This window comes from Mycobacterium sp. E787 (genome assembly GCF_001668725.1).
Classification (GTDB): domain Bacteria; phylum Actinomycetota; class Actinomycetes; order Mycobacteriales; family Mycobacteriaceae; genus Mycobacterium.
Genome location: NZ_LZKL01000012.1, coordinates 60,894 through 82,983 on the forward strand (window position 1 = coordinate 60,894; position 22,090 = coordinate 82,983).

At 68.5% G+C, this 22,090-nt stretch carries 20 protein-coding genes; 3 read left to right on the forward strand and 17 right to left on the reverse strand.

All coding sequences use genetic code 11. The features are described from left to right. On the reverse strand, positions 1 to 1,527 hold the full coding sequence (glpK, locus tag A5705_RS00920) for a glycerol kinase GlpK (protein ID WP_068274621.1): 1,527 nt from the start codon (positions 1,525 to 1,527) through the stop codon (positions 1 to 3). A gap of 122 nt (positions 1,528 to 1,649) precedes the next feature. Between glpK and A5705_RS00925 the strand changes: the two genes are divergently transcribed. Both A5705_RS00925 and A5705_RS00930 read left to right on the forward strand, forming a co-directional pair. After that, positions 1,650 to 3,131, forward strand: a complete 1,482-nt coding sequence (locus A5705_RS00925) for a glutamate-cysteine ligase family protein (RefSeq protein WP_068274624.1) — start codon at positions 1,650 to 1,652, stop codon at positions 3,129 to 3,131. A gap of 8 nt (positions 3,132 to 3,139) precedes the next feature. Further along, positions 3,140 to 3,817 carry a class I SAM-dependent methyltransferase gene (locus A5705_RS00930; protein WP_067881745.1) on the forward strand — a complete coding sequence of 226 codons (678 nt, stop codon included), beginning with the start codon at positions 3,140 to 3,142 and terminating at the stop codon, positions 3,815 to 3,817. Positions 3,818 to 3,881: 64 nt separating this feature from the next. Here the strand turns inward: A5705_RS00930 and A5705_RS28940 are convergent, their stop codons facing one another. The 13 genes from A5705_RS28940 to A5705_RS00995 form a co-directional block, all read right to left on the reverse strand. Further along, positions 3,882 to 5,015: a PE family protein gene (locus A5705_RS28940; protein WP_082956216.1), complete on the reverse strand. Its 1,134-nt coding sequence runs from the start codon at positions 5,013 to 5,015 to the stop codon at positions 3,882 to 3,884. 325 nt (positions 5,016 to 5,340) lie between these two features. Beyond that, positions 5,341 to 6,483: an ergothioneine biosynthesis PLP-dependent enzyme EgtE gene (gene egtE, locus A5705_RS00940; protein ID WP_068274632.1), complete on the reverse strand. Its 1,143-nt coding sequence runs from the start codon at positions 6,481 to 6,483 to the stop codon at positions 5,341 to 5,343. Then, entirely contained in the window at positions 6,480 to 7,445 is a 966-nt protein-coding gene (gene egtD, locus A5705_RS00945; RefSeq protein ID WP_068274635.1) for an L-histidine N(alpha)-methyltransferase, read from the reverse strand. Before egtD ends, egtE begins: the two co-directional genes overlap by 4 nt. Continuing rightward, positions 7,442 to 8,140 carry an ergothioneine biosynthesis protein EgtC gene (gene egtC / locus A5705_RS00950; RefSeq protein WP_067881758.1) on the reverse strand — a complete coding sequence of 233 codons (699 nt, stop codon included), beginning with the start codon at positions 8,138 to 8,140 and terminating at the stop codon, positions 7,442 to 7,444. The genes egtD and egtC overlap by 4 nt, the downstream gene beginning before the upstream one ends. Beyond that, positions 8,140 to 9,435 (reverse strand): ergothioneine biosynthesis protein EgtB, encoded by a 1,296-nt coding sequence (egtB, locus tag A5705_RS00955; RefSeq protein ID WP_068274638.1) that lies wholly within the window; start codon positions 9,433 to 9,435, stop codon positions 8,140 to 8,142. The genes egtC and egtB overlap by 1 nt, the downstream gene beginning before the upstream one ends. Beyond that, positions 9,432 to 10,691, reverse strand: coding sequence for an ergothioneine biosynthesis glutamate--cysteine ligase EgtA (egtA, locus tag A5705_RS00960; RefSeq protein ID WP_067881764.1), 1,260 nt, complete (start codon positions 10,689 to 10,691; stop codon positions 9,432 to 9,434). The genes egtB and egtA overlap by 4 nt, the downstream gene beginning before the upstream one ends. 156 nt (positions 10,692 to 10,847) lie before the next feature. Continuing rightward, positions 10,848 to 11,495: a sensor domain-containing protein gene (locus tag A5705_RS00965; protein WP_156738472.1), complete on the reverse strand. Its 648-nt coding sequence runs from the start codon at positions 11,493 to 11,495 to the stop codon at positions 10,848 to 10,850. A 52-nt stretch (positions 11,496 to 11,547) separates the two neighbouring features. After that, the gene (locus A5705_RS00970) at positions 11,548 to 12,990 is read right to left on the reverse strand and encodes a catalase (protein WP_067881770.1); all 1,443 of its coding nucleotides are present in this window, start codon (positions 12,988 to 12,990) and stop codon (positions 11,548 to 11,550) included. 69 nt (positions 12,991 to 13,059) lie between these two features. Continuing rightward, positions 13,060 to 13,536 carry a hypothetical protein gene (locus A5705_RS00975; protein WP_068274641.1) on the reverse strand — a complete coding sequence of 159 codons (477 nt, stop codon included), beginning with the start codon at positions 13,534 to 13,536 and terminating at the stop codon, positions 13,060 to 13,062. 126 nt (positions 13,537 to 13,662) lie between these two features. After that, positions 13,663 to 14,064, reverse strand: coding sequence for a hypothetical protein (locus A5705_RS00980; protein ID WP_156738464.1), 402 nt, complete (start codon positions 14,062 to 14,064; stop codon positions 13,663 to 13,665). A gap of 93 nt (positions 14,065 to 14,157) precedes the next feature. After that, positions 14,158 to 15,303: a DUF4185 domain-containing protein gene (locus tag A5705_RS00985; protein WP_156738465.1), complete on the reverse strand. Its 1,146-nt coding sequence runs from the start codon at positions 15,301 to 15,303 to the stop codon at positions 14,158 to 14,160. Beyond that, the gene (locus A5705_RS00990) at positions 15,300 to 16,334 is read right to left on the reverse strand and encodes an aspartate-semialdehyde dehydrogenase (protein WP_067881782.1); all 1,035 of its coding nucleotides are present in this window, start codon (positions 16,332 to 16,334) and stop codon (positions 15,300 to 15,302) included. The genes A5705_RS00985 and A5705_RS00990 overlap by 4 nt, the downstream gene beginning before the upstream one ends. Further along, positions 16,335 to 17,600, reverse strand: a complete 1,266-nt coding sequence (locus A5705_RS00995; protein WP_067881785.1) for an aspartate kinase — start codon at positions 17,598 to 17,600, stop codon at positions 16,335 to 16,337. 310 nt (positions 17,601 to 17,910) lie between these two features. On the opposite strand from A5705_RS00995, the gene leuA reads away from it, so the two are divergent. Further along, the gene (leuA, locus tag A5705_RS01000; RefSeq protein WP_067881788.1) at positions 17,911 to 19,716 is read left to right on the forward strand and encodes a 2-isopropylmalate synthase; all 1,806 of its coding nucleotides are present in this window, start codon (positions 17,911 to 17,913) and stop codon (positions 19,714 to 19,716) included. On the opposite strand, the gene A5705_RS28335 is transcribed toward leuA, so the two are convergent. The 3 genes from A5705_RS28335 to A5705_RS01015 all read right to left on the reverse strand — a co-directional run bounded on the left by A5705_RS28335 (position 19,717) and on the right by A5705_RS01015 (position 22,022). Further along, the gene (locus A5705_RS28335; RefSeq protein WP_231964368.1) at positions 19,717 to 20,250 is read right to left on the reverse strand and encodes a hypothetical protein; all 534 of its coding nucleotides are present in this window, start codon (positions 20,248 to 20,250) and stop codon (positions 19,717 to 19,719) included. Then, positions 20,247 to 20,822 (reverse strand): hypothetical protein, encoded by a 576-nt coding sequence (locus A5705_RS01010; protein WP_067881791.1) that lies wholly within the window; start codon positions 20,820 to 20,822, stop codon positions 20,247 to 20,249. The genes A5705_RS28335 and A5705_RS01010 overlap by 4 nt, the downstream gene beginning before the upstream one ends. 207 nt (positions 20,823 to 21,029) lie before the next feature. After that, positions 21,030 to 22,022, reverse strand: a complete 993-nt coding sequence (locus A5705_RS01015; RefSeq protein ID WP_067881795.1) for a DEDDh family exonuclease — start codon at positions 22,020 to 22,022, stop codon at positions 21,030 to 21,032. Positions 22,023 to 22,090: the final 68 nt, after the last annotated feature.

Consider the following 22,090-nt stretch of genomic DNA (forward strand, 5'->3'; position numbering starts at 1 on the left):
CTAGGTCACGTCGACCCAGTCCAGGGTTCGCTGCACGGCCTTTCGCCACCCCGCATACCCCGCGGTGCGCTGGTCGTCATCCCACGTCGGGGTCCAGCGCTTGTCCTCCTGCCAGTTGGCCCGCAGGTCGGACGGATCCGCCCAGAACCCGACCGCCAGCCCCGCCGCGTACGCGGCGCCGAGCGCGGTGGTCTCGGCGACCACCGGCCGCACCACGTCCACGCCCAGCACGTCCGCCTGGATCTGCATGCACAAATCGTTGCCCGTGACGCCGCCGTCGACCTTCAAAACCTCAAGGGCCACACCGGAATCGGCCTTCATCGCATCCACCACGTCGCGGCTCTGGTAGCAGATCGCCTCCAGCGTCGCGCGAGCGACATGCGCGTTGCTGTTGAACCGCGACAGCCCCACGATCGCGCCGCGGGCATCCGATCGCCAGTAGGGGGCGAACAGACCGGAAAACGCCGGCACGAAATACACCCCGCCGTTGTCGGGAACCTGGCGAGCCAGCGATTCGCTCTGTGCGGCACCGCTGATGATGCCCAGCTGATCGCGCAGCCACTGCACCGCCGAACCGGTGACCGCGATCGAACCCTCGAGCGCGTAAACGGGTTTGGCGTCACCGAACTGGTAGCAGACTGTGGTCAACAGACCGTTGTTCGACCGCACGATCGTCTCACCGGTGTTGAGCAGCAGGAAATTTCCCGTGCCGTAGGTGTTTTTAGCCTCCCCCTCGGCCAGGCACACCTGACCGACCATCGCCGCATGCTGGTCGCCCAGGACACCGGTGATCGCCACCTCGCCGCCCACAGGTCCGGTCTCCAGCGTGACGCCGTAGGGCTGCAGCGGCGACGACGGCGCGATCGCCGGCAGCATCGCGCGTGGGATGGAGAAGAACGACAACAGCTCGTCGTCCCAGTCCAGCGTCTCGAGGTTCATCAGCATCGTGCGGCTGGCGTTGGTGACGTCGGTGACGTGCACGCCGCCCCGCGGACCTCCGGTCAGATTCCACAGCACCCACGTGTCGGCGGTGCCGAACAGGGCGTCGCCGGATTCGGCGGCCTCGCGGACCCCGTCGACGTTTTCCAGGATCCATTGCAGCTTGCCGCCCGAGAAATAAGTGGCCGGCGGCAGCCCTGCCTTCCGCCGGATCACCTCGCCGCGGCCGTCTCGCTCCAGCGCCGACGCGATCCGGTCGGTGCGGGTGTCCTGCCAGACGATCGCGTTGTAATACGGCCGTCCGGTGCGCCGGTTCCACACCAGCGTCGTCTCCCGCTGATTCGTAATTCCCAGGGCCGAAAGGTCCTTAGAAGACAGGTTGGCCCGGTTCAACACCGACATCAGCACCGACGACGTCCGCTCCCAGATCTCCACCGGGTCGTGCTCGACCCAGCCGGCGCGGGGCATGAGCTGCTCGTGCTCGAGTTGATGGCGGGCCACTTCGGCGCCGTCGTGATCGAAGATCATGCACCGGGTGCTCGTGGTGCCCTGATCGATGGCGGCTACGAATTCAGCGGACCCGGCCAACTAGCTCTCCTCCACCCGAGCGACACGTCCACGTCCATGATGGTCTACCCGACCGGCGACCGTCCGCACAGGTCAGCCTGTCGGCCTTGCGTTAGGGCCGGTAAACCTGTTCCATCGGCGGTGTGGGCGAAGAGGTCAAGCGCACCACGTACGACCGCGCACAGCGCGAGGAATACCGGCGCAAGGTGCGGTTGTGCCTGAACGTCTTCGAGACGATGCTCGCGCAATCGCGCTTCGACGCGGACCGGCCGCTCACCGGCATGGAAATCGAGTGCAATCTCGTCGACGCCGACTACCAGCCGGCGATGTCGAATCGTGTCGTGCTGGACGCCATCGCGGATCCGGCGTACCAGACCGAATTGGGCGCCTACAACATCGAATTCAACGTGCCGCCGCGGCCTTTGCCCGGACACACCGGCTTGGAACTGGAGGCCGAGGTGCGGGCCAGCCTCAACGACGCCGAGCTCAAGGCCAACTCCGGAGGCGCCCACATCGTGATGATCGGCATCCTGCCCACACTGATGCCGGAGCATCTCAGCGACAACTGGATGAGCGAGTCGATGCGGTACGCCGCGCTCAACGATTCGATCTTTTCCGCCCGCGGCGAGGACATCCCGATCAACATCTCCGGTCCGGAGCCGCTGAGCTGGCGCGCCGCGACCATTGCGCCCGAATCCGCTTGCACCAGCATGCAATTGCACTTGCAGCTGGCTCCTGAGGAATTCGCGGCCAGCTGGAACGCGGCTCAGGTGCTGGCCGGAGCGCAGCTGGCCATGGCGGCCAACTCCCCCTATTTCTTCGGCCATCAGCTGTGGTCGGAGACCCGCATCGAATTGTTCTCGCAGTCCACCGACACCCGGCCGGAGGAATTGAAGGCGCAGGGCGTGCGACCCCGCGTGTGGTTCGGTGAGCGATGGATCACCTCCGTGCTCGACCTGTACCACGAGAACGTCGAGTACTTCCCGTCCCTGCTGCCCGAGGTGTCGGACGAAGACCCCGTCGCCGAGCTCGCCGCCGGGCGCACCCCGCGTCTCGCCGAATTGCGCCTGCACAACGGCACCGTGTACCGGTGGAACCGGCCGGTGTACGACGTGGTCGACGGGAGCCCGCACCTGCGGCTGGAGAACCGGGTGCTGCCGGCCGGGCCGACGGTCGTCGACATGCTCGGCAATGCCGCCTTCTACTACGGGGTGCTGCGCGGCCTGGCCGAAGACGAGAACCCGCTGTGGACCAGGATGGGTTTCCTTGTGGCACGGGCGAATTTCCTCGAGGCGGCCCGCAACGGCATCGACGCGGAGTTGCTCTGGCCCGGGGTGGGCAAGGTGACGGCCCGCGAACTGGTCCTCGACACGCTGCTGCCGATCGCCGACGACGGGTTGCGCCGCTGGGGCGTGGACGCCGAGGTGCGCGACCGCTTCCTCGGCGTGATCGAGGGCCGCGCCCGCGCCGGCCGCAACGGGGCGACCTGGCAGGTGTCCACCGTGCGTAGGCTGGAGGACGGCGGTATGAGCCGGCCCGCGGCCCTGGCCGAGATGCTGCGACGGTATTGCGAGCACATGCACGCCAACGAGCCGGTGCACACCTGGGATCTAGAGGAACGCTAGGGGGAACCATGTCGTCCGACATCATGGACTGGGACGGTGCCTACCGCGAAGAGGGGGAATTCGAAGGCCCGCCACCGTGGAACATCGGTGAGCCGCAACCGGAATTGGCGGCGCTGATCGCGGCCGGCAAGTTTCGCAGCGACGTGCTGGACGCCGGATGCGGGTTCGCCGAGCTGTCGCTGGCGCTGGCGGCGCAGGGCTACACCGTGGTCGGCATCGACCTCACCCCGACCGCCGTGGCGGCGGCCACTCGGGCGGCACAAGAACGCGGCCTGACCACCGCCAGCTTCGTGCAGGCCGACATCACCTCATTCACCGGGTATGACGACCGGTTCAATACGATCGTTGACAGCACACTTTTCCACTCGCTGCCCGTGGAGGGCCGCGACGGCTACCTGAGCTCGATCCACCGGGCGGCGGCGCCGGGGGCCGGCTATTTCGTGCTGGTGTTCGCCAAGGGCGCCTTCCCAGCCGAGATGGAGCCGAAGCCCAACGAGGTCGACGAGGAGGAGTTGGGCGCCGCAGTGAGCAAGTACTGGGCGATCGACGAGATCCGGCCCGCTTACATCCACGCGAACATTCCCCAGATCCCGGGCGCCCCTTTCGAATTCCCGCCACACGACCACGACGAGAAGGGCCGGATGAAGCTGCCGGCCTATCTGCTCACGGCGCACAAGGCCGGCTGAAACCTTCGGGCGTCGGGTAGCCGTTACCCGGCGGCGCCCCCGCCCAGCGTGCTGAACTAGCCGGTCACAGTGGCGGGATCGCGAACTGGGCGAGCGGCACGGATTCGATGGTGATGCTGGGGATGAAGATGTTGGGCAGGCTGAAGCCGCCGATGCCGACGGTCGGGATGGTCAACGGCGGCGTGGTGAATCCGGGCTCGCTGATCGGCGGCAGGGTGAAGGCGCTCAAATTGATGGGCGGGATGGTGACGGGCGGGATGGTGAAACCCGAAAGGCCGATGGCCGGAATCGTGAACCCGGAAAGGCCGATCGGGGGGATGGTGAATGCGCCGAGGCCAATGGAGGGGATGGTGAATCCCTTGATGAACCCTGGCGTATTCAGGCCGAGCGACGACACTATGTCGAACGACTGCAGGTTGACACTGACGAGACCGAGGACTCCGGAATTCACCGTGACGATTGTTTGATTGTTCCCGCCGACGAACAAATCGGGGAATTGTATCTGCGGGAAATTGATTTGCGGAACGGTGACCGCAGGCAGGCCAATGCCGGGAACTTGGATCGCGGGCAGACTGAAGCCAGGCACCGTTATCGCCGGCAGGGTTATCGGCGGCACAGCTATGGCGGAAGTGGTTATCTGCGGCAGGCTGAATGCACCCACACCGATGGGAGGCGTCGTGAAAGGCGGAATGTTTATCGACGGAATGGATATCGGGGGCAGGCCGAAAGCCGAGAGGTTTATTCCAGGAATGTTCACGGGCGGTATCGCGAACCTGGGCGTGCCGAGCGTGACCAAGGTGCCCAACGGCCCGGTCTTGATGTCGAGCACTCCGTCGAGCAGGTTGATGTCCTGGGCTGCTGCGGCCGCGGCGGCCGCCTGCCCGCCACCGGCCACCTGCTCGGCGACCTGTGCGGCGTTGGTCGCCTCGGCGGCCACGTAGGCGCCCGCGCCCGCGTTCATCAAGGACACGAACTGCTGGTGGAACGCCTGCGCTTGCGCGATGAGAGCTTGAAATTCCTGGCCCCACTTGCCGAATATCGCAGAGATCGCGACCGATACCTCGTCCTGAGCCGCTGCCGCTATTCCCGTCGTCGGGCCCGCCGCGGCGGCCGCGGCCTCGGCCAGCGACGAACGCACACCCGCCAAATCCTCAGCCGCACCCTGGACCAGATCCGGCGTTGCAACCACAAACGACATGTTGACCTCCTGGGTCCACTAGGAGGGTGACCGGCGGTCACCCGAAATTAGACATGTGCTCACCAAGCCGAGCACCGGTTCGTGCTGAGCTATTCGCCAACGACGCGGTGGTCTGCGGTGGCGACAAAGAAGTTAATGTCGCACCCCCCTCGCAACAGTTAGTCATCCAGCGGAGGACAATGCATGCTGCCGAGGCCTGAATCAGCCTCGGCCGCTTACCAATAGCGTTGAAAATACGCCGTTTCCATACTCGACTCAAGGAAAATGATCGTTTTCAGGATGTCCGTTTCGTTCCCTGGACAAAGCCGATGAAAAGCGGCCGGGGCTAAGTGCCGGTCGCCGCGGTGGCCGCGATCAGCGCCTCGGCGAAGGTCTCCATGTCATCGGCCGTGGTATCGACGTGGGGCGAGATCCGCAGCACCGGAGCGGAGAGCTCGTGTGGCGCCCTCGCCACCCCCGCATAGGTGGTCAGGATGCATCGCTCCGCGAGCAGCCACGCGCGCACCGCGCCGGGATCGGCCCCGTCGACGGGTGCCAGCGTCGTGATGGCGCTGGGCTCTTGGGCCTCCTCGACCACCGCCCAGCCGTCGACATCGGTGAGCACGGTGCGTGCGATGCGGCCGAGCTCGGCCAGCCGGGCACGGATCGATTCCGGCCCGCACGCGAGGTGCTCGCCGACGGCGACCGAAAAGCCTACCCGCGCAGCGACATTGGCCTCCCCGAAGCCGAACTGCTGTGCCACCGACAGTTCCGAGGCCCACTGCGGTGCCGGCAGCCGCGGCGTCAGCCGATCCATCAGCTCGGGTCGCACGGCCATGGCGCCGACGCCGCGCGGTCCGGCGATCCATTTGCGGGACGACGAATACATGACATCAGCGCCGACGGCGCAGTCGATGTGCCCCAACGCCTGTGCGGCATCCACGACCAGCGGCACGCCCAGCTGACGGCAGAGCGTGGCCACCATGGCAAGGGGTTGCACCACGCCCCGGTGGCTGCCCAACGGCGTGAGGTGCACCAAATCCGGTGGGTCCTCTTCCAGTTGGAGCGCCGCGTCGTCGAGCGCCAGCCTGCCGTCGTCCAGGGTCGGCAATGTGCGCACCTGGAACCCGTGGGCGGCCATCACGGCCAGGTTGGGGCCGTACTCGCCGGGCAGGCAGGCCAGCGTGCGCCGGTCGGCCGGCCAGCCGCCAAGCAGCAGATCCAGCGCGTGCAGCGAACCGGTGGTGAACACGACTTCGGCATCGGGCAGGCCGCACAGCGTCGCCACCGCCGCGCGTCCGGCGTCCAGCACCGGGGCGGCCGCCTCGGCCGCGACGTAGCCGCCGACTTCTGCCTCGTGCAGCGCGTGCCTGGCTGCGGCGTCGAGCGCCGCGAAGCTCTGGCGGGAGCAGGCCGCGCTGTCCAAGTGCAAACCGGCCGCCGGCGGGCGGGCCGCCCGCCACCGGTCGGCCAGCGAATCTTGGGTCACTTAACCGCCAACGACAGCCCGAAGTCGCCCGCACCGTCGGTCCACCACCGGATGCGACGCAGCCCGGCCCCGGCCAACTCGGCGCTCACCCCGTCCGGACGGAACTTGCACGACACCTCGGTGAGCATCTCCTCCCCGTCGGCGAAATCGACGGTCAGGTCCATTGCGCCGACCCGCACCCGCTGGCGCCGGCCGGCCCGCAGCCACATTTCGATGCGCTCCTCGTCGGCGTTCCAGCGCGCCACGTGGTGGTAGGCGTCGACGTCGAAATCGGCGTCGAGTTGCCGGTTGATCACCGCGAGCACGTTGCGGTTGAACCGTGCCGTGACCCCGGCGTCGTCGTCGTAGGCGCGCACCAGCCGCTCGGTGTCCTTGACCAGGTCGGTGCCCAGCAGCAGGCTGTCCCCGGGCCGCATCACGTCGGCCAGCGTGGCCAGGAACTCAGCGCGCGGCCCGGGCGTGAGATTGCCGATCGTCGATCCCAAGAACACGAACAACCGCCGGCCACCGTCGGGTATCTCGTTCAGGTGTTCCTCGAAATCCCCACAGACGGCGTTGATTTCGATGCCCGGGTATTCGCGCTGGATGGCCGTCGCGGTGGCGGACAGCACGCTTTCGTCGACATCGAACGGCACGAATCCGCGCAGCGCGCCGCGATCACGCAGCGCGTCCAGCAGCTGCCGCGTCTTCTCCGACGTGCCGGCGCCCAACTCGACGAGGGTGTCCGCGCCGCTGGCCGCCGCGACGTCGCCCGATCGGTCGCGCAGGATCTCGGCCTCGGCGCGGGTCGGGTAGTACTCGGGCAGCCGGGTGATCTGGTCGAACAGGTCGCTACCCACCGAGTCGTAGAACCACTTGGGCGGCAAGGTCTTCGGCGTCTGCTGCAGGCCGTCGAGCACGTCGCGGCGCAATGCGCGGTACGCGGAATCGGCGGCCAGGTGGTTGGACAGCGTCAGCGTCATAGAGAGCCTTTCAAATTGAGGGGGACCAGCGTGACCCCCGCCGAGGTAACCTCGACCAGGTGCCGGTCGGGCAGGTCGTCCCAGTCGGGCGCATCGTCGTACGGTTCGCTGGCCAGCACCACGCCGTCGTCGCGGCGCAGGATGGACATGGTGTCTCCCCAGACGGTCGCCAGCAGCCGGGAGCCGTCGGCGGCCAGCACGTTGAGCCGCGCGAGCGGGTCGGCGGCCCCGATTCCGGCGATGGTGTCGCCCAACGCGTCAAGCCCGCGCTCGAAGATGGTGGCCGCGAGTAGCGCACTGTCGCAAGATGATTCGGCTGACGACGTGGGCGCCAGCACCGCGCGGTCGACGATTCCGTTGTGCGACAACAGCCACCGACCGTCGGTGAACGGGGCGGTGGCACTCGCCTCGATCGGCATCCCGACGGTCGCCGAGCGCACCGCGGCCACCACGCAGTGACTGCGCAGCGCCGGGGCGATCGAATCGAACGACGCGTCGCCCCACAGCGGCGCCGGGCTGCGCCACCGCCGGGGCACGTCGTGATCGAAAAACCCGACGCCCCAACCGTCGGCGTTCATCAGTCCGTGCTTCTGGCGGCGCGGGGCGTACGACTGCACCCGCAACCCGAAGGGCGGGTCCAGCACCAGCGAGGCGACGCTCACGTCGGCGCCGAGCCAGCCCAGGTGACGGCACATCAGTCGCCCACATCCCAGGCCAAGCGGACCCCGGAGAAGATCTGGCGCCGGATCGGGTGGTCCCAGTTGCGGAAGCTGGGCCGCAGGATGCCCGCCTCCACCGCCCACGAGCCGCCGCGCAGCACCCGGTAGTCGCCGTCGAAGAACGGCTGGGAGTAACGCTCGTAGATCATCGGGACGAAACCCGGCCAGGGCCGCAGCGGCGAGGCGGTCCATTCCCACACGTCGCCCAGCATCTGCTCGGCGCCATACGCGGATGCGCCGGCCGGATACGCGCCGACGGGTGCGGGCCGCAGCGCGGTGCCACCCAGGTTGGCCAGGGCGTCCGACGGCTCCTGCCCGCCCCATGGATAGCGCCGCCGGGTGTTCGTCGCGGGGTCCCAGGCGCACGCCTTCTCCCACTCAACCTCGGTGGGCAGTCGGGCGCCGGCCCAGGCCGCGTACGCCTCGGCCTCGAAGTAGGTGACATGCTGCACCGGCTCGTCGGCGGGGATGTCCTCGATGTAGCCGAACCGGGTGCGGGTGCGCCCGTCGGAGCTCCAGAACTGCGGCGCGGTCAGGCCGGCGCTCTGGCGGTGCCGCCAGCCTCGCTCGGACCACCACCGCGGCTGGTCGTAGCCGCCGTCGCCGATGAACTGCGACCATTCGCCGTTGGTGACGGGCACCCGCCCGATCCGGAACGCGGGCACGTCCACGACGTGGGCGGGGCGTTCGTTGTCGAGCGAATACCGTTCGCTCGCGGCGTCGACGCCGAGAACGAACGGCCCGCCGGGCACCAGCACCGAGGTTCCGGCCACCCCCGGCCGGCCCGCGGGCAGGGGGGAAGCGTCGTGCAGCAGCGGCGCGCCGGTGCGCAGGTTCAGCGCCTGCAACATGGTTTCGTCGTGCTGGTTTTCGTGGCTGGCCACCAGCCCGAAGGCGAAGGCGGCCTGCTCACCGGCGGGGTCGTCGGGCAGTGCGTCCAACGCGTCCAGCGCCGCGGACCGCACGGTGCGGCAATAGGAGCGTGCCCGCTCCGGGGACAGCAGCGGAAGCTCGACGCGGCTGGCCCGGGAGTGTTCGAACGCGTCGTAGAGCCCTTCGACCGCCGGCGGCAGCATGCCCGGCCGGGCCGGATCGCCGCCGCGCAGCAGCCAAAACTCCTCCTGTTGACCGATGTGCGCCAGGTCCCACACCAGCGGGCTCATCAACGGGTCGTACTGCCGCCACAACTCGTCGTCGTCGAAATCGACCAGCCTCAGCGTCCGCGCACGCGCACGCGCCAAGTCGTCGGCAAGCCTTTCCCGGGACCTCACACGCCCCCTTGCGCCATCCGCGCCACCACCGGCGCGATGCCATGCTCGATGACCCGGTCGGAAAAGTCGTCGGCCGGACATCGGCCCTGCTCGACGCCGTTGAGCAGGAGCTGCATCGACTCGGTCAGCTCCGCCGGCGCCCGCTCGGCCGCCACCGCGACGCACTTGTTGGCGGCCTCGCAGAGCCGCCGGTCGCGCAGGCCGGCCCGGGCGGCGGTGTCCCAGGCGGTGGCCACCGGCTCGACGGCCTCGGCCGCGAGGTCGGCGGCGACCGGGTCGTCGAGAAGCGTCACCAGCGTGAACACCACCGCGGGCCACAACGCGTCCGGGACGCTGTCGAGGTAGCGGATCTCCAGCCACTGCCTGGGGCGCACGGGCGGGAACAGTGTGGTCAGGTGGTATTCCAGGTCGGCGATCGTCGGGCGCCGGCCGCCGAGCAGCACCCGGCCGTCCACCCAGTCGGCGAAGGGCACCCACCGCGTGACGGCCACCGCTTCGGGGTCGTGCACGAGCATCACCGGGGCCTTGAGCGCGTAGCGCGCCCAGTCGGTGCCCGGGTCGTCGCCGCTGGCGCCCAGGATCGGTCCGCAGCGCGCGGAGTCCATGTCGCCCCAAACCCGCTGCCGGGTCGAAACCCAGCCGGTGAACTCGCCGCCCAGCATCGGGGAATTGGCGGAGATCGCGATCATCGTGGGGCCCAGGGCGTGCGCCAGCCGGACCCGCGCGGCCCAGCCTTCCCGCGGCCCGGCGTCGACGTTGACCTGAATCGACGCGGTGGACGTCATCATCGCCGAGCCCGCCTCCCCGGATCGGCTGGCGCCGAAGAACTGCTCCATGGCGCGGTAGCGCGGTCCCGGGTTGATGCGCTTCGGCGGCCGCAGCGGGTCGGCCCCGAGGAAGACGAGACCCAGCCCGGCGTCGGCCAAGGCCGACCGGAGCACCGCCTGGTCCCGATTCATCGCGGCGGTGGCGGCCACCACCCCGTCGGCGGGCGGGCCGGACAGCTCGACGGCGCCGCCGGGTTCCACCGTGACGACGCTGTCGCCCGGCAGGGCGGGCAGCTGCTCGAGCACGTCGCTGATCTCGTCCCAGCCCGGCCGACGATGCGGGTCGGCGAGGTCGTGACAATGCCCTTCCAGCTCCAGGCCGATACGCCGCAGCGGCGCATCGATCAGGCACCCCTCGGCGATGTATTTCGCGGCGGCGGCAGCGTCGACCATCTCGGCTTGGGCGGCGCTGACGGCGGCGGACGTCATATCACGATCCCTTCGAGGCCCGGGGTGACAACGCGGACCGCTGATTGCGCAACGAGCGGAGAAATATCGCCACTACTTCATCTAGCAGATCGCACCGACATATTCCCGTCCCGCCGGACTCCCCAGTCACGGCCTACCCGAGTACGCGGGTCCACGCTACTGGCCCAGCGCGTTCTGCATAGCCCCGGCCAGGACGTTGACCGCGGGGCCCGCGTTGCCAGACTGGCAGACCTTGGCCTGCAGCAACACGTTTTCGCGCAGCCTGGTTTGATCGAAGCACCGCCGGTCGGTGCCGGCTTCCTGCTTGGTCCAGTTCGCGTCGGTACCCGTCGCCGGACCGCCGTCGAACGACCACACCTGCGTGGTCCCGTTGTCCAGATGCATCGCCGTGGTCTGTCCCGAGCAGCCGACGGTCCGGTCCACCACCCGATGGAAGGCCCGGGCCGCCGCCTCGTTGGTGGCGAACACCCCGACGGCCTGTTTGACGAAGTGGGTCTGGTCGGTGGCCGACGTCTGGGTGGTCGCCCCGTTGAACGACGCCAGGTCCGGGTCGTCGAACACCTCGGGCAGCCCGATGTCGGCCCAGTTGTTGCACACCGGGACGTCGACCGAATAGCCCTGCACGGGCTGGGTGAACGTCGACTCCCAGCCCATCGGGCCGCCGACGATGTTGCCGACGGACCCCTTGGCAAGGACGGCGTAATTGACCACCCCCGGCTCCGACGGGTGAGCGGCCGCCGCGGGTACGCCCGACGCCGTTCCGGCCGCCACCCCGACGGTCACCACCGCGGCCCAGATCCGCATGGTCATGGGTTTCGATCATGCCAGGGGCGGGTGCGCGATAGCGAACGCCGGATTATTGAGCCCGCAAACCCTCCTCGACCTTCTTGCCGAGATCGGGATCGACATTGCGCCAGTACTCGAACACCCGCGACAGCACGGGCTCTTTGACTCCCTTGGACACATGCCCGATGATGTTGTGCGCCAACCGTTCCCGGGCCGCGTCGTCGAGCACCTCGCGGACCATGGTGCCGGCCTGGCCCCAGTCGTCGTCCTCGGGATGCAGCGTGTACGCGGCGCGGACCATGTCGCCGTCGGCGTGCCAGCGCACCTCGGCGGCGCGCGCCGGGTCCGCCTGCGGACCGCCGTAGGAATTGGGCGCATACACCGGATCGGAGACGTTCTTCACCCGCATCGCGCCGTCCTTGGAGTAGCTGTTGACCTCGACTTTGGGCGAGTTGACCGGGATCTGCCGGTAGTTGGTGCCCAGCCGGGCGCGGTGCGCGTCGGAGTAGGAGAAGCCGCGGGCCTGCAGCATCTTGTCCGGGCTCAACCCGGTGCCGGGCACCAGGTTGTTGGGCTCGAAGGCCGCCTGCTCTATTTCGGTGTGGTAGTCGGTGACGTTGCGGTCCAGGGTCAGCTTCCCGACGTCGATCAGCGGATAGTCTCCGTGCGGCCACACCTTGGTCAGGTCGAACGGGTTGAACCGGTAGTTGCGGGCCTCCTCGTACGGCATGATCTGCATCTTCAGCGTCCAACTCGGGTGATCGCCGCGCTCGATCGCCTCGTAGAGGTCCCGCTGGTGGTAGTCGCCGTCCTCACCGGCCAGGTGGTCGGCCTCCTCCTGGGTCAGGAAGTCGACGCCCTGATCGGTGATGAAGTGATACTTCACCCAGAAGATCTCGCCGGCGGCGTTGATCCAGCTGTAGGTGTGGCTGCTGTAGCCGTTCATGTGGCGCCAGCTCTTGGGGATCCCGCGATCGCCCATCAGCCAGGTGACCTGGTGCGCCGACTCCGGCGACAGCGTCCAGAAGTCCCACTGCATGTTGTTGTCACGCAAATTCGTTGCCTGCATGCGCTTTTGGGACCGGATGAAGTGCTGGAACTTCAGCGGGTCGCGCATGAAGAAGACCGGCGTGTTGTTGCCGACCATGTCGAAGTTGCCCTCGGTGGTGTAGAACTTCAACGCGAAGCCACGCGGGTCCCGCCACGTGTCCGGGCTGCCGCGCTCGCCGGCGACGGTGGAAAACCTGATCAGCGTCTCGGTTCTGGTGCCCGGCTGGAACACCGCGGCCCTGGTGAACCTGCTGACGTCGTTGGTCACCTCGAAGTGCCCGAACGCGCCCCCGCCCTTGGCGTGCGGTTGGCGCTCCGGGATGCGTTCCCGGTTGAACATCGCCATCTGCTCGATCAGGTAGTGATCCTGCAGCAGGATCGGACCGTCGGGGCCGATCGTCAACGATTGGTCGTCGCTGGGCGCGGGGGTGCCGGCGTCGGTGGTCGTGTAGCGTTCCGTCATCTTTGCTGCCTCCTGGTTAAATCGAAGCGGCCCAACAACTTTGGCCGCTGCACGGAAAGCCGGGCAGGCCTACGGGCGCGGATTGCCCGGGGTGTTCGGCGCCGGCGCGGGCGGGCTGGGTGTCGGAGCCTGGCTCGGCCCACCCGGACCACCCGGGCCCGAGGGCGGCGGACCGATCGGGCCGCCCGGCCCGCCCGGGCCGAAGCCCGGCGGCGGACCCCACGGCCCGACGACCGTCCCGGGGCCACCGGCGCCGAACTGCCACGCTCCGCCGCCCGGGCCGCCCGGGCCGCCCGGGCCGCCGGGACCGCCGGGGCCGTACATCATCCCGTGATGGTGTTTGTGGTAGCAGTGGTGGTCGAACCCCACGATCATGGCGCCGGCGAAGAAAATGGTCGAGAGAATGAAAACTATCCCGGCGACGATCACCACCCACGCGGCGGCCACGTAGAGCCTGGGAGGTTTGACCCGCTCGTACGCCGGAGCAGCGGGTGGCCCCGCCGCGACGGAAGTCGGTTGCCTTGGCGGTTCGGGTGTTTGGGTCATGCCTTGAATATGCCCCCGTCGCGAGCCGCGATAACAGGTGCGTCGATAAAAGTTGCTGTGAATTGTGTAGCCCGGCGCTCGTGCGAGCGCCGGGCTATCAGTGGAGGGTTCAGCGGCCCGCCGCGGTTACGGCGTGCGAGACGGCGCGACCGACGACGGAATCTGGCTGGGTCCGGGCGCACCCGGGGTTGCCGAGGCGGGCCCACCGCCCTGGACCGCCGCGGGGCCACCGCCCGGGCCGCCGGGCCCGCCGGGACCGCCCGGGCCGCCGAAGCGGTGCGGGTGCATGAAGGCCGCGTGGTGCTTGTGGTGGTGCATGCCGCCGCCGTGATGCCCGAGCGCCATGCCGGTGAAGAAGATCACCGAGACGATGAACACGACGCCGGCGACGATGGCGACCCATGCCGCGGCGATGAAGACGCGGGGGGTGCGGTAGAGCGCAGCTGCGGTTGCCGCCGCAGGCGCCGGTGCAGTTGCGGTGTGAGTCCGCTCAGTGGGGGTGTCAGATGTTTCACTCATGAGACTCATGATGCGGGCGTCAACACAAGCTGTGGCTATGCGTTGATTAAGTAGCAGCTATGAGCTGAAAACGCCGTCACCTGCCGAAACAGTGTGGGCGGGCTACTCAGGCTTGAACGGGTTGACCGCAAACTGGATCACCCGGTAGGGCGCGCGGGCGCGTGGATCGATGTTGTTCCACTGGCTGACGAAGATCCGCAGCTCGTCGAGGGTGGAGCCGGGCGAGATGTACCCGCCGTATGGCTGTGCGAGCCGGTTGTCGTAGGGCGGCGGCAGGCTTTCGGCGGGCTCGGGCCACTCGTCGTGCTGCACCACAGTGGTCACGGGCGCGGTGCCCAGCGCCGTCGGGTCGTTGGCGACCCGGACCTCCATGTTGCCGGTGCTGGCGTTGAAGTACGACAGCACGGCCTTGCCGTCGATCTGCCTGATGGACATCTCACCCACCTGATCCGGCCACAGGGGCGTCGGCGCCTTGCCCCAGCCGCCGCCGGGCCCCGGGGCGTAGCCCTGCCACCGGGACCGGTCGGTGAACGTTTGCGGCGTGGCGCGGTACAGCAACATCGGAGCGCGCCGGGTGAAACTGTTGGCCACGATGTACACCCAGCCGCTCGGCGAATCGGGGGCGGGAATCGGGTCGTAGTACCCGCTGATCTGCGATTGCGAGCCGCCCTGATAGGAACCGTCGCGCCGGGACCCCGCGACCGTCTGCCAGCTGCCGTGCGCCGGCTCGGGGGTCACGAGCCGAGAGCTTTGCGGCTCAAGGTTTTTCGTGGTGGTCACCATCAGGTAGTTGCGCCGGTTGATCTGCACCACCCCGGCGGGCAGTTGGGAATCGCCGGGCGGCGTGGGGTCGGCCAACAACGGCTTGTTGATGCCCGTGACCCCGGTGTAACGCACCCCGGCGGGGTCGTCGACCGACGCGGTGTCGACGTGCAGCGCGACCGGGGAGTACCAGCCGCCGAACCCGACGCCCTGGCCGGCGAAGCTGTCACCGCACACCTGCAGCAGCTCGGCGGGAAACTCGACGAACTCGCACAGGTCGGTCGCGCCGACGCCGTAGTCGCGCGTCGGGGTTCCGGTGCCCGCGGTCGGCCCGATCCGCAGCACCTGACCCGGCGCCAGCGGCTGCAAGATCGGCTCGGGAGCAGGCGCGGGAGGATCGGCATGCGCGACCCAAAAGCATTGCGGGGCAAGTAAAGTCAGCGCGATCAGCGAGCACCGAGTCGCGGAACTCACCCGCGGTCTCACAACTGGGCGGCCAGCAGCTCGGCGATCTGAATGGTGTTGAGCGCCGCCCCCTTGCGCAGGTTGTCCCCCGAGACGAACAGCGCGAGACCGCGCCCGTCGGGTACCCCGGGGTCGCGCCGGATGCGACCGACCAGCGACTCGTCGACGCCGGCGGCGGCCAGCGGGGTCGGCACGTCGACCACCTTGACCCCCGGTGCGCCGTCGAGCAGCTCGCGGGCCCGCTCGGGTGACAACGGCCGCGCGAATTCGGCGTTGATCGACAGCGAGTGCCCGGTGAACACCGGCACCCGCACGCAGGTGCCGCTGACCAACAGGTCGGGGATGCCCAGGATCTTGCGGCTCTCGAAGCGCAGCTTCTGGTCCTCGTCGGTCTCGCCGGAACCGTCGTCCACCAGCGATCCGGCCAGCGGCAGCACGTTGAACGCGATCGGCGCCACGTACGTCTTGGGCGCCGGGAACTCGCAGGCGCCACCGTCGTACACCAGCTGCTCGGCGCCGTCGATGACGGCGCGCGCCTGGGTGGCGAGTTCCTCGACGCCGGCGAGCCCGCTGCCGGACACCGCCTGATAGCTGGAGACCACCAGGCGCTCCAGCTGCGCCTCGTCGTGCAGCACCTTGAGCACCGGCATGGCGGCCATGGTGGTGCAGTTCGGGTTGGCGATGATGCCCTTCGGCCTCCGGTGCGCGTCCCGTTCGAAGTTCACCTCCGACACCACCAGCGGCACGTCGGGGTCCTTGCGCCACGCCGAGGAGTTGTCGATCACGGTGACCCCGGCGGCCGCGAACCGCGGGGCCTGCACCAGCGACATCGTCTTGCCGGCCGAGAACACCGCGATGTCCAGCCCCGTCGGGTCCGCCGTCGCGGCGTCTTCGACCTCGATCTCCTGGCCGCGGAAGGTCAGCTTGCGCCCCTGGGAGCGCGCGGAGGCGAAGAACCGCACCGTCGTGGCCGGAAAGTCCCGTTCGTCGAGCAGCGCCCGCATCACCTGGCCCACCTGGCCGGTGGCCCCGACTACCCCAATGGCAACCATCTATCTACCCGTCCCCGCATACACCGTCGCCGACTCCTCGCCGCCGAGCCCGAACGCCTCATGCAACGCCACGACGGCCTTGTCCAGTTCGGTGTCGCGGCACAGCACCGAGATGCGGATCTCGGAGGTGGAGATCAGCTCGATGTTGACGCCCACGGTGGCCAGCGCCTCACAGAAGGTCGCGGTGACCCCGGGGTGGCTGCGCATGCCCGCACCGATCAGCGACACCTTGCCGATGTGGTCGTCGTAGAGCAGCTGGGTGAACCCGATCTCGTCGCGCAGCGCGTCGAGCTTCTCCACCGCGGTGGGGCCGCTGTCGCGTGAGCACGTGAAGGTGATGTCGGTCTTGCCGTCCTCGACCTTGGAGACGTTCTGCAGCACCATGTCGATGTTCACGTCGGCGTCGGCGACGGCCCGGAACACCCTCGCCGCATACCCCGGGATGTCGGGGATCCCGACGATGGTCACCTTGGCCTCGCTGCGGTCGTGTGCGACTCCGGTCAGGATGGGGTCTTCCATGGCGATGTCCTTGATCGATCCCTTGACGATGGTGCCCGGCTTGTCCGAGTACGACGACCGGACGTGCACCGGGATGTTGTAGCGGCGAGCGTATTCGACGCAGCGCAGCATCAGCACCTTGGCGCCGCAGGCCGCCATCTCGAGCATCTCCTCGAAGGTCACCGTGTCCAGCCTGCGGGCGTTGTGCACGATCCTGGGGTCGGCGCTGAAGATGCCGTCGACGTCGGTGTAGATCTCGCAGACGTCGGCGCCGAGCGCCGCGGCCAGCGCGACGGCGGTGGTGTCCGATCCGCCGCGGCCGAGCGTGGTGACGTCGCGGGTGTCCTGGCTGACCCCTTGGAACCCGGCGACCAACACGATGCGCCCCTCGTCGAGCGCGTCGCGCAGGCGTCCCGGCGTCACTTCGATGATCTTGGCGTTGCCGTGGGTGCCGGTGGTGATCACGCCGGCCTGCGAACCGGTGAACGAGCGCGCCTGCGCGCCGAGCGATTCGATCGCCATGGCCACCAGCGCGTTGGAGATGCGCTCACCGGCGGTCAGCAGCATGTCGAGTTCGCGCGGCGGGGGGGCCGGGCAGACCTGTTGGGCCAGGTCCAACAGGTCGTCGGTGGTGTCGCCCATGGCCGAAACCACCACGACGACGTCATTGCCCTGCTTCTTGGTCGCGACGATGCGCTCGGCGACGCGGCGGATCCGGTCGGCATCCGCCACGGATGATCCGCCGTACTTCTGCACGACGAGCGCCACTGTTGTTCGTTCCTGTCTTCGGAGATCTGGCTTCGAGTCCACAACAGAATACGTGCCGGCGCATCTTGATTTCCCCCCGCCGAACGTGGGTCCCAGGTACGAAAACCTCGCCGATTTCGTCCATGAGCCACACGTTCGGCGGCGTGCACCGCGCGTTTTGGTCCCGACGCGGATCGCGGTAGAGTGCACACCGTGCAGCGGGTGCTCCTCCTCGGACGCCGCGACGGGGTCTGATCCAGACCGGCTTCCCGTCGCGGGTGTTCGCGATGCGCCGGTCTGAGGTTCCTTCTGATACCCCGGAGCAACTACCGTGACCAATCCTGATTCGCCCGACGCCTATAAGTCGGCACGCACCATCGTCAAACCCGCCGGCCCGCCCGGGCCGGCCCAACCCTCCTGGAATCCGCAACGCGGGTCGTCGATGCCGATCAACCGGTACCGCCCCTTCGCCGAAGAGGTCGAGCCCATCCGGGTGGCCGACCGCACCTGGCCCGACCGGGTCATCACGCGCGCCCCGCTGTGGTGCGCGGTGGATCTGCGCGACGGCAACCAGGCGCTGATCGACCCGATGAGCCCGGCCCGCAAGCGCCGCATGTTCGACCTGCTGGTGCGGATGGGCTACAAGGAGATCGAGGTTGGATTCCCGTCGGCCAGCCAGACCGACTTCGACTTCGTCCGCGCCATCATCACCGACGGCGCCATCCCCGACGACGTCACGATCCAGGTACTGACCCAGTGCCGGCCGGAGCTGATCGAGCGCACCTTCGAGGCGTGTGACGGCGCGCCGCGGGCGATCGTGCACTTCTACAACTCGACGTCGATCCTGCAGCGTCGCGTGGTGTTCCGCGCCGACCGGGCCGCCGTCCAGGCCATCGCGACCGACGGCGCGCGCAAGTGCGTCGAGGAGGCGGCCAAGCATCCCGGCACGCAGTGGCGGTTCGAGTACTCCCCGGAGTCCTACACGGGGACCGAACTCGAGTACGCCAAGCAGGTGTGCGACGCCGTCGGCGAGATTATCGCGCCGACGCCGGACAACCCGATCATCTTCAACCTGCCCGCCACCGTGGAGATGGCCACCCCCAACGTCTACGCCGACTCGATCGAGTGGATGAGCCGCAACCTGGCCAGCCGGGAGTCGGTGATCCTGAGCCTGCATCCGCACAACGACCGCGGAACCGCCGTCGCCGCAGCCGAATTGGGCTACCAGGCCGGAGCCGACCGGATCGAGGGTTGCCTGTTCGGCAATGGGGAGCGCACCGGCAACGTGTGCCTGGTGACGCTGGGGCTCAACCTGTTCTCCCGCGGGGTGGACCCCCAGATCGACTTCTCCAACATCGACGAGATCCGCCGCACCGTGGAGTACTGCAACCAGCTGCCGGTGCACGAGCGTCACCCCTACGGCGGCGACCTGGTCTACACCGCGTTCTCCGGCAGTCACCAGGACGCCATCAACAAGGGTCTCGACCAGATGAAGATCGACGCCGACGAGGCCGACACCGACGTCGAGGACATGCTCTGGCAGGTGCCCTACCTGCCGATCGACCCCAAGGACGTCGGACGCACCTACGAGGCGGTGATCCGGGTCAACTCGCAATCCGGCAAGGGCGGGGTGGCCTACATCATGAAATCGGATCACGGGCTGGCCCTCCCGCGGCGGCTGCAGATCGAGTTCTCCCAGGTGATCCAGAAGATCGCCGACGGCGAGGGCGGCGAGGTGTCGCCAAAGGAGATGTGGGACGCGTTCTCCGAGGAGTACCTGGCCCCGGTGCGACCGCTGGAGCGGATCAGGCAGCGGGTCGACGCCTCCGACGAAGACGGCGGCATGACCAGCATCGCCGCCACCGTCAAGATCGACGGCGTGGAGACCGAGATCAGTGGCACCGGCAACGGCCCGCTCGCCGCCTTCGTCCATGCGTTGGGGACCGTCGGCTTCGACGTGGCGGTGCTGGATTACTCCGAGCACGCGATGAGCGCGGGCGACGACGCGCAGGCGGCGGCCTACGTCGAGGCGTCGGTCGCGGGTCGAACGGTGTGGGGCGTCGGCATCGCGCCGTCGATCACCACCGCGTCGCTGCGGGCCGTCGTGTCGGCGGTCAACCGAGCGTCGCGCAGCTGATCAGACGGAGAGCAACCGTTCGAAGAACTCGCGGTAGCGCATCAGTGCGACGCGGAGGGTCTCGGTAGACGATTCCTCGCCGCGGGCCCATTGCTCTTCGAGACTCGAGCGCGCGTGGGCGAACCCGCTCGTGAGCCGGTCGACCAGATCGGACACCAGCGCGTCAGCCTTGTGCACGCACTCCTTGGGATCGTCGACGAAGGCCGCTTGCACGGCTGCCCACCGCCCGCGCATGTCCGCGAGCTCGTCCTCGGCGAAAAGGGCGTCCGAAGAGGACCGTTCGCCGTCCCCGGCCAGATGGCCGGCATTCTGCTCAGTCCCGCCCGCTGGTGGCGTCGCCCCGGAAGGCTGTTGACCAAAAGCGGTCGGTGCGTCGGTCGCATACTGGCCGACCGGAGGCGCAGCCATCTCTGCTCCCGGGCCCACCGGTGCCGTCGCCGCCCGCCCGGTCTGGCCGACCGGTGGGGTCGCCCACTGAGGGGCCTCCGCTTCCGGGTTCGAGGGGGCGAATCGCGGGTTGTCGTGTGTGGTCATTTCCTTGCCTCCTGTGACGCGTGGTGATCTGTGTTGGTCTCGAGCAACCTCTCGAAGAGCGCCCGGTAGTGGACGAACGCCCTCCGCTGCTGTTCGGTGCTGATATCACCGCGCTGCTGCGACAGATGAATGCCGTGCGCGGCGCGATAGTTGTCGACGATCTGCGGGTGGTCGACCGAGATGTCGGCAGCCCGCTGATCGAAGTCGTCGACGGGGTAGCCCCGCTGACGCATCACCTCGGTGACGAGCCGATCGGCGACGCCGACGGCGGTGGCCGGGTTGTCGACGAACCCCGTCTGCACCTGCTGCCAGCGTGCCGCGAAATCCGAGCGGGCGGCCGGCGGCAACGGCACGATGTCGAGTTTGTCTCGCCGACGTTCCCGGGCGGCCAATTCTTCCTGAGCCGCCTTCTCGTTCCCCCTTTCGAACACCAGACGCTCGTATTCGGGGCCGTAGTGCCGCTTCAGTCGCTCATTCTTCTTCCGGCGACTCGCGACGCTTGCCGCAACGATCAACGCGGCCACCAGGATGACTGCGACGACCGCGATGACGATCCATTGCCAGACGGGCATTTCGGGCTCCTTTCGTACTCAAGTCGAATAACCGGGGCCACCTGAAGCCAAACAACTTGATGCCGTGCCCACGGGATCGAAAACGGTTCTGGCTCTTGCCCCTTGACCAAAACCAGTCGACCACCCTTTGGCGGGTAGCACTACACCCTTAAGGAGGTAATCAGCTGTGCTTGCTGCTGCTTGCTCGATCGATCCGGGCGGAAGCGATCAGAACAACGCGAGCTGCTGGTCGAGCATGGTGACGTCGGTGAATTCCTCCATGCTGGTGCCGCCGGCGACCGTGCCGACGCAGTCCATGAACTGCGCGTCGGACACCACCGGCACCCCCAGCTGTCGGGCGTGATAGCCCTTGCCCTGCTCGGGGGCGGCGTCGTTGCAGACCACCAGCGAGGTTTCCCCGTCCACGACGTCGCGGTAGGCGAGCCCGGCGTGCAGGATCCGCTCGACGAGCTCCTCGTGGGTGCGCCTCACCTCGGCGGCCAGCGCCACCCGCATGCCCTGGACCAGCGGCCTGCCCCGCACGAAGGGCCCCGGGTTGAGGTAGGGGCACGGCATCCGCGAGGCCAGCACCTTCAACGGGCGCAGCTCGTCGTGGGTCACCCGGCCGTTCGGCCATTGCCGCCGGGTCACCGGGTGCACGGGCAGCCAGATGTCGCGTTCGCGCGCCCGCTCCAGCGCCGACTCCAGGACACCGGTCAGCACCAGCGCGTCGTCGAAGGCGTCGTGTGGCCGCTCCTGCACCACGCCCCAATGGGCCGCGAGCGTCTCGAGCCGCAGGTTTTCGACCCCGAGGTCCAGTCGGCGCGCCAACTCGACCGTGCACATGACGTTGTCGACGGGCAGCTCGGCCTGGGCGAGCTCGGCCTCCGCGGCCAGGAACGCGTAGTCGAAAGCGACGTTGTGCGCCACCAGCGTGCGGCCGCGCAGCACCTCGACCAGGTCACCGACGATGTCGGCGAACTGCGGCTGGTCCTCGAGCATCGCGGTGGTCAGGCCGTGCACGTGGGTGGGACCGGGGTCCACCCCGGGATTGAGCAGGCTGACCACGGACTGCTCCACCCGCCCGTCGGCGTCCAGCCCGAGCGCGGCGACGCTGATGATCCGCGCCTGACCCGGCCGAAAGCCCGAGGTCTCGACGTCGATGACGGCCCAGCCCCCGCCCGGCTCGCTGGCCGGCCGCCCCCAGGACACCCGGTTCATGAGCTGAGCATGGCACGCGCGACCGACATCGCCGGTTCGCTACGAGTCGTGTCGCCCGAAATCCACGC

Excerpts from the sequence above, each read along its gene's own strand:
- A5705_RS00930 (WP_067881745.1), top strand. The coding sequence starts at position 3,140 with ATGTCGTCCGACATCATGGACTGGGACGGTGCCTACCGCGAAGAGGGG.
- A5705_RS28940 (WP_082956216.1), bottom strand. The coding sequence starts at position 5,015 with ATGTCGTTTGTGGTTGCAACGCCGGATCTGGTCCAGGGTGCGGCTGAG.
- egtD (WP_068274635.1), bottom strand. The coding sequence starts at position 7,445 with ATGACGCTGACGCTGTCCAACCACCTGGCCGCCGATTCCGCGTACCGC.
- egtC (WP_067881758.1), bottom strand. The coding sequence starts at position 8,140 with ATGTGCCGTCACCTGGGCTGGCTCGGCGCCGACGTGAGCGTCGCCTCG.
- egtA (WP_067881764.1), bottom strand. The coding sequence starts at position 10,691 with ATGACGTCCGCCGCCGTCAGCGCCGCCCAAGCCGAGATGGTCGACGCT.
- A5705_RS00965 (WP_156738472.1), bottom strand. The coding sequence starts at position 11,495 with ATGCGGATCTGGGCCGCGGTGGTGACCGTCGGGGTGGCGGCCGGAACG.
- A5705_RS00970 (WP_067881770.1), bottom strand. The coding sequence starts at position 12,990 with ATGACGGAACGCTACACGACCACCGACGCCGGCACCCCCGCGCCCAGC.
- A5705_RS00975 (WP_068274641.1), bottom strand. The coding sequence starts at position 13,536 with ATGACCCAAACACCCGAACCGCCAAGGCAACCGACTTCCGTCGCGGCG.
- A5705_RS00980 (WP_156738464.1), bottom strand. The coding sequence starts at position 14,064 with ATGAGTCTCATGAGTGAAACATCTGACACCCCCACTGAGCGGACTCAC.
- A5705_RS00990 (WP_067881782.1), bottom strand. The coding sequence starts at position 16,334 with ATGGTTGCCATTGGGGTAGTCGGGGCCACCGGCCAGGTGGGCCAGGTG.
- A5705_RS28335 (WP_231964368.1), bottom strand. The coding sequence starts at position 20,250 with ATGACCACACACGACAACCCGCGATTCGCCCCCTCGAACCCGGAAGCG.
- A5705_RS01010 (WP_067881791.1), bottom strand. The coding sequence starts at position 20,822 with ATGCCCGTCTGGCAATGGATCGTCATCGCGGTCGTCGCAGTCATCCTG.
- A5705_RS01015 (WP_067881795.1), bottom strand. The coding sequence starts at position 22,022 with ATGAACCGGGTGTCCTGGGGGCGGCCGGCCAGCGAGCCGGGCGGGGGC.